Raw genomic sequence first — 13,280 nt, 5'->3', positions numbered from 1 at the left:
CACTCATTCCTTATTCTGCTGTATGTACATGTTGACAGCTGCCGTGATCGCGGCCACCTTCTTGCCCTGTTCGAAAGAGCCGGCGAGCGTCTGCATCCGGGTCTCTTCGTCCCGTGTGTAGCGTTCGAGAGTATTCAGGATGTGCTCTTCCTGCAAGAAGTGCGTGTGCGTGTTCCCTTTAACAAACTGCTGGTTGTTCATGATCGCATAGTGGAGGGGAAGTGTGGTCCTTATGCCGAGAATAATATATTCGGATATGGCCCGTCTCATCCGCATTATCGCCTCGGCCCTTGTACTGTCCCAGGCACAGAGTTTGGCGATCATCGAATCATAATTGGGCGGGATCGTGTAACCCATGTGGATGCCGCTGTCAACGCGAATGCCCGGGCCGCCCGGCGAGCGGTACCGGATAATTTTCCCCGGGTCGGCAGCAAAGTTGTTGAGCGGATCTTCTGCATTTATTCTGCACTCAATCGCATGTCCGCGGATCGAAAGGTTCGCCTGTTCAAACGGCAGCTGTTCCCCGGCAGCAATGGCGATCTGCTGTTTGACCAGGTCGATACCGGTAATTATTTCGGTAATGGTGTGTTCTACCTGGAGACGGGTGTTCATCTCCATGAAATAATATTCTCCCCGGCTGTACAGGAATTCCACGGATCCGGCATTGGTATAATCTGATGCCTCCGCTACCTTGAGTGCGGACGACGACATCCGTTCACGCAGTTCCGGACTCATGATCGGTGACGGTGCCTCTTCGATGAGTTTCTGATGCCGGCGCTGGATCGAACATTCCCGGTCGTAAAGGTGGACGGCATTGCCGTGTTCGTCGGCAAGCACCTGGAATTCGATATGGCGGGGCTTGACAAGGTATTTTTCGATGAATACCGTTGCATCACCAAAAGCTGACTTGGCGATGCGCATGCCGGCCGTGATTGCATCTTCAAGGGCTTTTTCATCATGGACGATTTGCATCCCGATACCGCCCCCGCCGGCGCTGGCCTTGACTATAACCGGGTAGCCAATCTGGAGTGCAACCTTTTTTGCATCATCGATATTGTTTATGCCCCCTTCTGTACCGGGGAGAACAGGGACACCTGCATCCCTCATCATCTGTTTGCTTCCAATCTTTGATCCCATCGCCTTGATCGTTTTCCAGCGGGGCCCGATGAAGATCACGTTCTCGTCAAGGCACAGTTTGGCAAACCGGTAATTTTCTGCCAGGAACCCGTAACCCGGGTGCACGGCCTCGGCACCGCTTTTCTTGGCGATATCAATGATCCTCTCCATGTTAAGGTAACTCTTGGAAGGATGGGCATCACCGACATGAAACGCCTCATCAGCATACTTGACGTGGAGGGCGTTTTTGTCGGCAGTGGAGTAAATTGCCACCGTTTCAATGCCAAGCTCCCGGCACGCGCGCATGACCCGGATGGCAATTTCACCGCGGTTGGCGATCAGCAGTTTTTCAAAATATTTCATTGAACCACCAGCAGGACATCGCCGTTCTGGACGACATCGCCGGTATCGACAAAGATCTCGGTGACCTTTCCATTGACCGGGCTGTGTATGGGATTCTCCATCTTCATCGCTTCAAGGACAACGAGGGTATCGCCTTTCTTCACAACGGTCCCCCGGCTGACGAGGACCTGAAGTACCATACCCTGGATATTGCTCTTGACGCCCCCTGCAAATTCACCCCTCGGGATCTTCTGGGGTGTGACGCCGGTCACTTCAATTTTGCTCCCGCCGACGGAGACGATCCGGACGGAAAAGACCTCGCCATCAACTTCTACTTCCATCTGGCTCGGGACCTCTGCAGAAGGTTTTGATGAGGTCTGTTTTTTTGGGATCTCTTCGAGGGATCGCTCACCCTTGAGGAACGAGGGTGCAATCGCCGGGTAAAGGATATAGGTGAGGATATCCTCTTCTTTCCTGACAAGACCCGCGCTTATCGCTTCCTCTTTCATCTTCTCGTACGCAGGTTCAAGGAGGTCTGCGGGACGGACTGTGATCACCTCTTCGTCGCCTATGATCATGGTGCGGATCTTATCGGTGACCGGTGCGGGAGATTTTCCATACAATCCCCTCATGTAGTCTTTGACTTCTTTTGTCACATTCCGGTACCGTTCCCCGTTCACCAGCACATTGAGTACTGCCTGCGTCCCGACAATCTGGCTGGTCGGGGTAACAAGCGGGGGATAGCCAAGGTCCTTTCGCACGCGGGGAATCTCCTCGAGAACCTCGTCCCAACGGTTCAGTGCGTCCTGTTCCTGGAGCTGAGAGACAATGTTGGAGATCATTCCCCCCGGCAGCTGGTAAATGAGTACATCGCTGTCGACCCGTTCCGAGATCGGATTGAGCAGGCCTGCATATTTCAACCGTATCTGCAGGCAGACGTTGCGGACCGCCCTGAGTCTGATAAGATCAATTCCCGTCTCGCGGGGTGTGCCGATCAGGGACGCGACGACGCTCTCGGTGGGTGGCTGTGAAGTCCCCATGGAAAACGGCGACATTGCGGTGTCGAGGATATCGACACCTGCCTCGATTGCTGCCTGGTAGCTCATGGGTGCGATCCCGCTCGTGGAATGGCTATGCAGGCAGACTTTGACATCCACCGCTTTTTTGATCCCCGCAATCAGCTCCTGTGCTGCGTCCGGCATAATGAGTCCAGCCATGTCCTTGATACAGATGGAATCGCAATCGAGTGCATAGAGATCTTTTGCCATCTCAATAAAGGTCTGGGTATCATGGACCGGGCTGGTCGTATAGGATATCGTGCTCTGGAGGTGGGCCCCCGCTTTTTTCACCTGGTCCATCGATCGTGTCATGTTCCTGATGTCATTCAGGGCATCGAATACGCGGAAAATATCGACGCCGTTTTTATAGGATGCATCGATGAATTTGTCGACAACGTCATCCGGGTAATGACGGTACCCGACAAGGTTCTGGCCCCTGAGCAGCATCTGGATGGGCGTGTGCCGGAGCTCGGCCTTGAGTGCCCGGAGACGGTCCCACGGGTCATCATTTAAAAACCGGATGCAGGTGTCGAACGTAGCACCGCCCCATGCTTCGACAGAGAAGAACCCGCAATGATCGATCTCCCGTGCCAGAGGAAGCATATCCTCTGTCCGGAGCCGTGTCGCGATCAGCGACTGATGCGCATCGCGCAGGGTCGTGTCAGTGATCAGGACTTTTTGAGGAGATGCAGTGCGCATAACGTGAAACCTCAGGCGGGACTCAAAAATCATTTGTAGCCTCTCAAAAATTCATCGGTATAGTATAAAAAATTCACTAACGGGAAGGAAGGTAATGATGAAAATACCGGCAGCGGCCAGAGAACCAATGATGTCCGTTCCCGTTGTCCTGAATTCGGGGCACAGAGTTCCGCCGTTATGGTACCCTCTTACGGCAAGAATGTCGGCGGCGGCGTCAGCACGGGAAAGTGCGCCATGAACGAGAATGAGCCCTGTCGGAACAATACTCCCCACCCCCCAGAAAATACCCTTGAGCTTTTCGGCTATCCTGATCCGGTCGAAATCCGCAACAAGTAAATTCAGTGACTGCATCCCCATTTCGGCGAGCAGGCCAAGTTCGAACCCTGCCCTGTCACCGAACATCCAGACCGCGAGCTCAAGGAATTCTTTGCTCTGCTGCTCCTGATACACCCACATCCCGATAAGGACGATCACCAGCATACGGAAAAAATAGGATAGCCCGCCACCGCCGGTTAATTCAACAATAGCGCTGAAAAATGCCATCAGAACCATCAGGGGGACCATGAGCCTGAATTGTTTTAGAATCTGAAGACGCTTGGTAAATACCAGCCACCAGATAAAAACCAGAAATGCTCCGGTAATACTGAGAAATGCTGCGAGGGAGAGAACGATCGCAGCGCCTATCCGCAGCCTTACGTCCTGCATGCCGCCTCCAGCAGATCTTCCGGCGAGATATTGTACGGAGTCCTTCCTGCAGCCATGAGGTTTTTGATAATCCCCGGGGCATGCTGCCATGCACCGAGTGCTTCCGGCATTCCTCCAAGATACCGGAGCTCACAGTTTTGGATCTCCCAGAGATGATCGACCCGGGGAAACAGGGTCTGCTCATGCGTGATAATTATGGTAATTCCCTTTTTCCGGAGGGACAGGTCATGGCATACCCGTTCTTTTTCCTGAACATCCAGCGAACTGAACGGTTCATCGAGTATCAAAAGATCATACTGTCTGCCGAGCACACATGCCAGGTTGAGGCGCTTCAGTTCGCCCCGGCTCAGCTTCAGGGGGTTGAGTTCTTTTTTCCCGTACAGTTTTACTGATGAAAGCACCGTGAAAGGATCAAGCCCCCATGATGTGCACTCCTCTTCAAGAGTCAGGCCGGTGATATGGGATTCCGGAAACTGGAAGGAGACCATTACCGACGTGACCCCTTCCATGTCAATAGAGCCGGAGAAGGAACTGAAAAGTCCGGATAACAGCAGCGCCAGCGTGGACTTCCCGCTCCCGATATTCCCGGTGATCAGGTGGACTCCTTCACTGAAAGTTCCGCGTGCTGAAAGTGACCACTCCCCGCGGATAGCACGCACCGAATCCATAGTAATCTTCATCGTGAGCACTTCCACGACAATGGATAATACGGTGTGCCGGCAAGCGATGCAAAGACGGATTCCGGTGTGCCGGCAAAACAGACACTTCCGTTTTCCAGATACACGAGGTTATCTCCGCAGGATGCCCTTTCCATGTCCTGCGTGCAGCAGATGATGTAAGGGACGTCGCTCTTCCTGATCACGAGGTCGGCAGAACCTGTCATGTCGGCATCCAGGTGGGAATCGCATTCGTCAAGAATAAGGACCAGTGGGTGATGAACGAGTGCTGTCGCAAGGGCAACGAGCACTTTTTCCCCCCCGGAAAGTCCGCGTATCTGCCGCTTTGAGAGATGAGTGATGCCCAGCGTTTCCATACAAAGACTGACCTGACTGTCAATCTCTTTGTATTTCGTATGGCGGAATCTGAGCGGGGAAGCGATCTCATCCTCCACGGTCTCAAACAGGATGTTCCGGTCAGGAAATTCGTTGATCCATCCGGTATCGATCTCCCGGGGGGGAGCACCATCAATCAGCACGCTCCCGTATTCGGGCAGAACGATACCGGCGAGAATCTTGAGGAGCGTTGTCTTTCCGCTGCCATTCGGCCCGATGATCGATGTCGTTCCCGGCCCGATAGCAAGCGAGCTGATCCCGACTGCACCGAACCTGAGGTTTGCAATCGTGATCATGGAAGATTTTTCGCAATTGTGTAGGCAGCCGATGCCTTGAGAGCATCACCGGGAATAAAGGGAAGTGCTCCCACAATCACTGAAGGGAGGAAAGCCCTTCCGAGGGAAATCATCAGCCAAGCCACCCCGCAGGCATAGATAATCACGGTTGCGGCTACGATCCCGGTGATACGGATATATGCGGACTCACGTTCATAGGCAAGACCCACTGCAATGGCAGCAAAGATGAACCCGATCAGGTATCCCCCGGTCGGCCCGAGAAGCACTCCAAAACCTGTTATGCCATTATGAAATATCGGGAGACCGAGAGCACCGAGGATCACATAGAGCGATACCGGAATTAACGCATACTTCCGCATCACTGCGCCCGCAAGAATGATAAACAGGGTCTGGAGGGTGAACGGGACCGGGAAAAACGGGATGGAAACCCAGCTTCCCAGTGCGATGAGAGCGATAAACGCGGCTGAATGACTGATAACCCGTGACCTGTTCAAGTCTCCAAACATCGTCAACCCAAAAGAATTATGCGGTTGACGATAAAAAAGTAATGATTACTGGTGAGAACAGTCGCCGGCGATGACCCGTTCGAGTTTCCCGTTGTCTTTTCGTATGATGAGTGCACCGAATTCATCGATGTCGACCGCATCACCTTCGAAACTGTTCTTGAGGGTACGGATCTGGACCCGGTTTTCGAGAGTACAGGACATGCTCTTCCACTCCTGGATAATTGCATCGTATTCCCCGCTTTCGATGAGGAGATAACGGCTTTCAAATTCTTTGAGAATACGGGCAAGGAACGAGGCACGGTCAACCTCATGCCCGACCTCAGCGCTGATAGTGGTAATGCTGTTCTGGAGGGACGGCGAAAAATTGTTCAGGTGCACATTCACGTCAATACCGATTCCAAGGAGGCAGTGATGGACCGTATCGGCCTCTGCAGAAAGCTCGAGGAGCAGCCCGGCAACTTTCTTGTTGCCGATAAAAATATCATTCGGCCATTTGATCAGGGCGCCAAGATCGAACTCCTTACGGATTGCCCGGGCAACGGCAATTGAACCTGCCATCGTTATCATGAAGACATGATCGATAGGCACATGGGGTTTGAGCACAATCGTAATCCAGATCCCACCGCTTGGGGAGACCCACGCCCTCCCCATTCTGCCGATACCGCCGGTCTGCTCTTCTGCGATGATCACCATGCCATGCATCTTCTCGACATCACCTTCCGAGCAGAGCTGCTTGCCTATCCAGATCGTGGAGGGGGTATTCTCGAGATACCGCATTTTTTTGCCGATAAATTTGGTCTGGAGCTTTTTATGGATCTCGTACGGGAGCAGCTTGGCACTTGTACGGGCGAGCCGGTACCCTTCTTTCTGTGAGGAAGAGATATCATAGCCCATCATGCGGAGCTCATTGATGTGCTTCCATACCGCTGACCTTGTAATCCCGAGTTCGTTGCTGATAACCTCCCCGGATATCGGGGTTGCTGACCGTTCAAGGATTTCGAGCACTTTAAACGCAGAATCTGGCAAGGATATCACCGCTTGGACTCGATAAGTTCCGATGGAAGCGGGCAGGGATCTTTCCCGCATACCTGTTTGAGTATCGCTGACTGGTGTTCCATAAGCGTGGCGAGGTCAAATATGCCGGTTATATCAACCACACCGATTGCACCGATCGCTTTCCCTTCATTATCCCTGATTGGCGCGACAGTAACCGGTACCCCTTTGTATGCACCTGATGAAGGGGCGATTTTTATCAGCTGGTTTTTGGAGATCGCTTCAATGAGGACAGGGCCGTTGTAATGGCGGTCGATGACCCTCCCGTCCTCAACCCGGATCCCGTCCCGTTCGAGAGATTTTGCCGTGACCGGGAGCCGGTGGATCAGCTCGTGGAGTGCAAGGACAATCGGTTCAAGGTCGGCGGCCTCTGCGCTGCAGGACAATGTATAGCGGTGCATAAAATACCTCAATACTCTGGTCATTTTCTATCTAGAAGAAGGTTGCGCCGCTTGCTGACGCAGACAAACCAGGAATCAGGCAGGTAATAAATTCGGTTTTGTTGAAATCATCAGAAAATTCGGTTAACGCTCTTGGGGGAGACTGCTGTTCGAAGATCGGCTTATGCCTCCCTTCTCCTCGTCGAGGTTTTGAGAAACCTCTCCGATTCCCGAAGGGAAGAACAGGCTGGAGAAGAACCGGCAGGTTCTTCAACTGGAGAGAGGAGGTCACACTCCCAGTATCATCAAGCAGTTTGGAAAAAATGAACAATGAACGGATTTCTACTGTGCATAAAATTCGTTTGCAGGAATATCGCAGAATGAACCTGAATCAGGACTAAAAATCAGAATGGTGTCCGCGTTCCCGCACAACAGAATTTTTTCAGGAAATTGCGGGAGGGAAATTCGTGCACGCTCGTAACTACCACGTTCCCTCTGCCCACCCGCTTTTCGACTATCACGTCCGAGCCGTCTGCGGTTCCTGCTGTATCCCCGTTATGCGACAGAAAGATCCCATCGCACTCGATGGATGAAGGATCGTAGTCTTCCACGAGGGATCCGGCCGCCGACCCGGGAGAGCAGACCACCTGTCTCGGATAGCAATCATGCCGGTAGGTAACAGAAAACGGGAGCCAGTCATAGGTGTCCGGTTTATCGGTTGCAGCGCCAAAAACGAGGAGATTGCCCCCGTTCTCCACGAAATGCCGTATCCTCGCCGATGCTGCCCTGAGGGCGGGGAGCAGGTTGGAATAGTGCGGATTTCCAAAACCCGTCGGGATGATCAGGCAGTTGAATTCGCCCCGGTAGAACGGGGCGGCGAGCATGTGCGGCGTGACGAGTTCGCAGGAGATCCCGCACTCCTCGATGAACCGGTTGAAATGTTGCGGGGTCCCCCAGACGAATCCGGCGCGACAACTCATCCTTTTATCACTCCTACCGGAGAGAGGCGTGCTACCAGCTGGGAAATTCCCACTTCGTGCACGACATTTACCACTTCATCAATGGGCTTGTATACGCCGGGTGCTTCATCGGCGATGGCGTTTTCGCTGGGTGCCCGCACGATGATCCCCTCTTTTAAAAGATTTCCTGCAACTTCCCGGCCAATCAGTCTCTTTTTAGCTTGGGAACGGCTCATCAACCTCCCCGCTCCATGGCAGGTGCTCCCGAATGTTTTTTCCATGGCCCCGGCCGTTCCCTTCAGGACAAACGACGAGGTACCCATGCTGCCCGGGATGATGACCGGCTGGCCGATGGATAAAACGTCAGGAGGAAGGTCGGGTGACCCTGGTCCGAACGCACGGGTGGCCCCTTTTCGGTGTACGCAGACGTTCATCCGTCGACCATCGATCGTATGCTCTTCAAACTTTGCCACGTTGTGCGCAACATCGTAGATGAGCGGCATATCCTCATAGGGTATGCTGAACATTTTTGACAGGACCTGCCGGACCGTATGGGTTATCATCTGCCGGTTAGCCCACGCATAGTTTGCGGATGCAGCCATGGCACCGAAATACGACTTTCCTTCCTTTGAGGTGATTGGTGCACAGGCCAGCTGACGGTCAGGGAGTGAGATATGGTATTTTTTCGGAGCACCTTCCAGTATTTTCAGGTGGTCCGTACACACCTGATGGCCGAGGCCCCGTGAACCGCAGTGGATCATGCAGCAGACCTGGCCAGCGGTAATGCCGAATGCAGCAGCTGCTTCAGGATCATAAATTTCCTGCACAATCTGAATTTCAAGGAAATGGTTGCCTGAGCCAAGCGTTCCGCCCTGAGGTATGCCTCTCTGCTTTGCTTTTGCAGATACTTCGGAACTGTCTGCGGCTTTCATGTACCCCTTTTCTTCGCAACGGATGAGATCATGGCTGACACCGTATCCTTCTTCAACAGCCCAGTGCGCACCCCGGATCATCATTCCGTCCAGCGAGCGGGCTGTCACGCTGGTTTTGCTTTTTGCTCCGACTCCGGCCGGCACCGACCGGAAGAGCTCATCAAAGAGGTCTTTTCTACCCCTGACGTCCGTCTGGGTCAGAGGTGTGGAAAGCAGTCGTACCCCGCAGTTGATATCAAAACCCACACCTCCTGGAGAGATTACTCCCTCATCCAGAGAAAATGCGGCAACGCCCCCGATAGGAAAACCATACCCCCAGTGGATATCAGGCATGGCCAGGGAATATCTGACGATTCCCGGCATGGTGGCAACATTGGCAAGCTGCTGGACCGCTCCGGGTTCAAGAATCCTGCCCAGTGCCTCTGAAAGGAAAAACCTCCCCGGGACACGCATACCTGGGACAAATCCGATTGGAACTTCCCAGTCATTTGCACCGATCCGTTTTACACCGTCGATCATCTGCCTGCCCCGCCTCACCGTTTCCTTTATACATCAAATATGATATCCAGCATATATCCGTTCGTATCCCTGCTGACGGAAAGATCTGAATAGGATATCCCCTTCACTTCGGTTCCTTCCGAATGCCGGGCACGGTCAAAAAGCTCGCCGTGAAGAACTGCAGTAAGCTTCAGGCCTTTGATAGTAATCTCCGCATGGGAAAATACCAGTCCTTCAACTTCTGATATGAAAAGGACTTCTGAAAGAAAGTCGGCGAGGAGCGATTCGATATCGGAGGACTCGATATGTGCTTCCTTTACCAGATCCCCGCGACGATCCTTTCCGTAGATCACCTGCATCAATGCGCCGAATATCTCGGAAAAAAGAGCATTGAGTGTGTCGGCGCGGACCCGGAACTTTACGTCTGCCGTATGAGGGATATCTTCAAGACTCATCAGCGTTCGTACCTGACGATCTCATTATCGTCGAAGAACGGGATCATCTCCAGGTGAATGGTATGGAGAAATCGTGCCTGATGGACGGATACATAAACCGTATGATCACCGGCTTTTAAGAGGAGATCGGTTTTTTTGGGGGGTTTCACTCTCGTTGGCAACAGAATCGGGCCGCCACATGAAGTACAGATGCGGAAATCGCAATCCCGACGGTTGATATATTCAATGACTTCCGGAACAATAGTGACTTCGCCTAGGCTGGCGCAGTCAGGAGAATTGGTACGCATGATGCTGGTAGTATTGGAACGCACCACTAAAAACCGTTATGGATCGGAACAGGGTCAGCAGACCCCAACAATACCGATCACAATCTCGACATACTTTTCCTTGAGTGCATAGCTGTTCACTCCGTCGGGATTCCGAATGGAGTGCAGGATTCCGATGCGGGAAGCAATAATGCCAACCATCGATGCGATCGCATGGAACGTCACGGTGAACTGTTTCTGTAGTTCGAAGACCAGTTCGGCAATGGTGATCGATCTAGTTTTTACAAAGAGTCTGAGCACTTCGCGCCGGATCCCAGTCCTGTCACGTGAAAGGTAGGATCGCAGACGTCCCTCAATGACCCTCTTGATCTCTGAAGGAGATCTCATACGATAACTGTCAAAGGTCTCTGTATATATAATTTTTGATTTTGTGCGATTTAAAATCTCCAAAAGGAGATTCAACTGTTTAACGAAGGAACAAAAATTTTCTGCGAAATCCGTAAAATGCGATGATTCTCGCGTATTTGATCGCGGCTGCCCCGGATCGGACGCGAAAGAAATGACACTCTGATAAGTATTTATTTTCTGTAAACAGATGATTACACTATGGGATTGATCAACTATAATATCGAAAAATATTCACCAAAACAGCTGGTGATAATCCCGCTCGTGTTCCTTGTAATTTCCCTGGTACTGCTCGCTCTCAATATGGCGACGACCGGGATGCCTGTTACGCCAGGCATCGATTTCTCCGGAGGTACTGCCGTTAACCTGTACACTACGGACACCAAGGACCAGCTCCAGTCCACCTTTGCCGGCTATCCGCTGATCGATATCAGTCAGGGGATTAATAATGGGGTATTTTTACAATTTTCAGCGATGGATGATACGAAATTCAAGGAGCTTACAACCCTGATAAACCAGAAGTATCCCGATGCAAGCATCAATCAGATTGGCGAGACGTTCGGGAAATCCCTGCAGTACCAGGCAGTCATTGCGCTGCTCTTCTCGTTCATCGGTATGACCATCGTCATATTCGTCGCCTTCCGCACTTTTGTTCCTGCGGGGGCGGTAGTCCTCTCAGCATTTGCGGACATGGTGATGACCGCTGCCGTGATGAATATTGTCGGCATCCAGCTTACCCTTGGAACGGTGGCAGCACTCCTGATGCTCATCGGTTATTCTGTGGACAGCGACATCCTGCTCACAAACCGCGTACTCAAGAGGCAGGGCAAACTCCATGACAAGCTTGCCGGCGCGTTCCATACCGGCATCATCATGACCTCTACGACCATCGCTGCAGTCACCGCGATGTTCATCGTCTCCTGGCTGGGGTCCATCCAAATGCTCTGGGAGATATCCGCGGTACTCCTCATCGGGCTCATAGCAGATATCTTCAACACGTGGCTGACGAATGCCGGGATCCTGAAATGGTATGTCCAGAAGGGAGGAGGCAAATGAACGCAAAAGAGATGAAGGCAATTCTCCTTGACTGGCGGGTGGCCACTCTCATTATCCTCGTGCTCCTTTCGGTGATCGCAATCTACCCGCATTTCGATGAGAACGGGAACCTTGCTTCGAACCTCCAGTACGGCCTTGACCTCCAGCAGGGAGCATGGATCCAGCTGGAAATGAAAGGGGAAGTCGTCGGGTACACCACAACCCAGCCGGTTGATATTTTCGTTGCAAATCTTACCAAACAACTCGGCACCGAGGTGGTGGCCGTGGATGAAAACCACCTCGAGATCCGGAAATCTTTCTCACAGGCCGAGCTGGAACCCATTGTAGCTGCTAACGGCGGGACGATCACCAGTTACCAGCCTGGAGTCTCCAAGGCAACTGCCGATGATGTCAAACTTATCCTTGAAAACAAGATCAATACTCTTGGTACCAAGGATGCCAAGGTCAACACCCTCACCGGCCTCAACAACGTAGACCAGTTTATCAGGGTGGAACTTGCCGGTGTCGACATGGATCAGGCACAGGAAATTGTCGGCAGACAGGGGAAATTCGAGATCCGGATCGTAACTGTCGACAATCAGACAGAGCATGTATTGTCCGGTGATTCCATAACCAGCGTCCAGACCCCGAGCCAGTCACCGGCCGGTAGCAACAACTGGGGGGTCGGATTCACGCTCAGCGATGACGGGGCTGCTGCATTCCAGGCGGCGGCTGTAAAATACGGGGCAACGGTTGAACCCTCGAAACACAACCTGGTAATGATCCTCGACAACCAGACCGTCTACTCGGCTCCCCTCTCAACCGATCTCGCCGGGACAATCCAGGGCACTCCCGTCCGGCAGCTCTACGCATCAACGGGATCCGGCACGTACGGTATGAATCAGGCAACTGACCTTGAAATCCACCTCCGGGCCGGTGCATTGCCCGTTGACGTAGGCATTGCCGGGTCCGGGGGACAGTCAGCCCCGATGGGCGAACGTTACAAGGAGATGGCCCTTCTTGCCGGCCTGTTTGCTCTTGTCACTGTCGGCTTTGTGATCTACTACCGATACCGGGAATCCAGCATCGTTCTTCCGATGGTGCTGATCAATATGTCCGAGATCGTCATCCTGCTCGGGTTCATTGCCCTGATACGGTTCCAGATGGATCTTCCGACGATCGCTGGCCTGATCGCCGTTCTCGGTACGGGAATCGACCAGCTTGTCGTGATTACCGATGAGATCCTCCACGAAGGCAAGGTGCCCTCGCCAAACCTTTACCTGAAACGGCTGTCCCGTGCGCTCAGTATCATCGTGATCGCCGCTGCGACGGTCGTTATAGCAATGCTCCCGCTGGCCGTCATGGACTTGTCGACCCTCAAGGGATTCGCCATCATTACCATCCTCGGTGTGCTGGTCGGCGTTATTGTTACAAGACCAGCCTACGGGAAAATAATCATGGCGATCCTCTCCAAGTAACAATACCATAGATTTATCTTTTTTTTTAATCCACTATTCATATGG

15 protein-coding genes are annotated in these 13,280 nt (G+C 52.7%); 2 read left to right on the top strand and 13 right to left on the bottom strand.

Annotation, left to right across the window (positions count from 1 at the left end; all coding sequences use genetic code 11):
- Positions 1-3 precede the first annotated feature (3 nt).
- The 13 genes from ABSB80_RS08285 to ABSB80_RS08225 all read right to left on the bottom strand — a co-directional run bounded on the left by ABSB80_RS08285 (position 4) and on the right by ABSB80_RS08225 (position 10,704).
- On the bottom strand, positions 4-1,479 hold the full coding sequence (locus ABSB80_RS08285) for an acetyl-CoA carboxylase biotin carboxylase subunit (RefSeq protein ID WP_428369985.1): 1,476 nt from the start codon (positions 1,477-1,479) through the stop codon (positions 4-6).
- Positions 1,476-3,215 carry a pyruvate/oxaloacetate carboxyltransferase gene (locus ABSB80_RS08280; RefSeq protein ID WP_428369983.1) on the bottom strand — a complete coding sequence of 580 codons (1,740 nt, stop codon included), beginning with the start codon at positions 3,213-3,215 and terminating at the stop codon, positions 1,476-1,478. The genes ABSB80_RS08285 and ABSB80_RS08280 overlap by 4 nt, the downstream gene beginning before the upstream one ends.
- A gap of 51 nt (positions 3,216-3,266) precedes the next feature.
- The gene (locus ABSB80_RS08275; RefSeq protein WP_428369981.1) at positions 3,267-3,920 is read right to left on the bottom strand and encodes an energy-coupling factor transporter transmembrane component T family protein; all 654 of its coding nucleotides are present in this window, start codon (positions 3,918-3,920) and stop codon (positions 3,267-3,269) included.
- Positions 3,908-4,600, bottom strand: coding sequence for an ATP-binding cassette domain-containing protein (locus ABSB80_RS08270; RefSeq protein WP_428369979.1), 693 nt, complete (start codon positions 4,598-4,600; stop codon positions 3,908-3,910). Before ABSB80_RS08270 ends, ABSB80_RS08275 begins: the two co-directional genes overlap by 13 nt.
- Positions 4,597-5,268, bottom strand: a complete 672-nt coding sequence (locus tag ABSB80_RS08265; RefSeq protein WP_428369977.1) for an ATP-binding cassette domain-containing protein — start codon at positions 5,266-5,268, stop codon at positions 4,597-4,599. The genes ABSB80_RS08270 and ABSB80_RS08265 overlap by 4 nt, the downstream gene beginning before the upstream one ends.
- Positions 5,265-5,774 (bottom strand): biotin transporter BioY, encoded by a 510-nt coding sequence (locus ABSB80_RS08260; protein ID WP_428370079.1) that lies wholly within the window; start codon positions 5,772-5,774, stop codon positions 5,265-5,267. The genes ABSB80_RS08265 and ABSB80_RS08260 overlap by 4 nt, the downstream gene beginning before the upstream one ends.
- 45 nt (positions 5,775-5,819) lie before the next feature.
- Positions 5,820-6,800, bottom strand: a complete 981-nt coding sequence (locus tag ABSB80_RS08255) for a biotin--[acetyl-CoA-carboxylase] ligase (RefSeq protein ID WP_428369975.1) — start codon at positions 6,798-6,800, stop codon at positions 5,820-5,822.
- A gap of 5 nt (positions 6,801-6,805) precedes the next feature.
- Positions 6,806-7,228 carry a DUF2111 domain-containing protein gene (locus tag ABSB80_RS08250; protein ID WP_428369973.1) on the bottom strand — a complete coding sequence of 141 codons (423 nt, stop codon included), beginning with the start codon at positions 7,226-7,228 and terminating at the stop codon, positions 6,806-6,808.
- A gap of 383 nt (positions 7,229-7,611) precedes the next feature.
- Positions 7,612-8,187, bottom strand: a complete 576-nt coding sequence (locus ABSB80_RS08245) for a type 1 glutamine amidotransferase family protein (protein WP_428369971.1) — start codon at positions 8,185-8,187, stop codon at positions 7,612-7,614.
- On the bottom strand, positions 8,184-9,617 hold the full coding sequence (locus ABSB80_RS08240) for an RtcB family protein (RefSeq protein WP_428369969.1): 1,434 nt from the start codon (positions 9,615-9,617) through the stop codon (positions 8,184-8,186). Before ABSB80_RS08240 ends, ABSB80_RS08245 begins: the two co-directional genes overlap by 4 nt.
- A 26-nt stretch (positions 9,618-9,643) precedes the next feature.
- Positions 9,644-10,051, bottom strand: a complete 408-nt coding sequence (locus tag ABSB80_RS08235; RefSeq protein ID WP_428369967.1) for an archease — start codon at positions 10,049-10,051, stop codon at positions 9,644-9,646.
- Positions 10,051-10,338 (bottom strand): hypothetical protein, encoded by a 288-nt coding sequence (locus tag ABSB80_RS08230; protein WP_428369965.1) that lies wholly within the window; start codon positions 10,336-10,338, stop codon positions 10,051-10,053. Before ABSB80_RS08230 ends, ABSB80_RS08235 begins: the two co-directional genes overlap by 1 nt.
- A 54-nt stretch (positions 10,339-10,392) precedes the next feature.
- Positions 10,393-10,704, bottom strand: a complete 312-nt coding sequence (locus tag ABSB80_RS08225; protein ID WP_428369963.1) for a DUF2551 domain-containing protein — start codon at positions 10,702-10,704, stop codon at positions 10,393-10,395.
- Between the two features lie 219 nt (positions 10,705-10,923).
- On the opposite strand from ABSB80_RS08225, the gene ABSB80_RS08220 reads away from it, so the two are divergent.
- A complete protein-coding gene (locus ABSB80_RS08220; protein WP_428369961.1) occupies positions 10,924-11,778 on the top strand; it encodes a protein translocase subunit SecF in 855 nt (284 codons plus the stop codon).
- On the top strand, positions 11,775-13,235 hold the full coding sequence (locus ABSB80_RS08215) for a preprotein translocase subunit SecD (protein ID WP_428369959.1): 1,461 nt from the start codon (positions 11,775-11,777) through the stop codon (positions 13,233-13,235). The genes ABSB80_RS08220 and ABSB80_RS08215 overlap by 4 nt, the downstream gene beginning before the upstream one ends.
- Positions 13,236-13,280 lie beyond the last annotated feature (45 nt).

The sequence above is a fragment of the Methanoregula sp. genome, assembly GCF_050010295.1.
GTDB lineage: Archaea > Halobacteriota > Methanomicrobia > Methanomicrobiales > Methanospirillaceae > Methanoregula.
The sequence above is the reverse complement of the archived record's forward strand: the minus strand, read 5'-3'. Positions and strand labels throughout refer to the sequence as shown.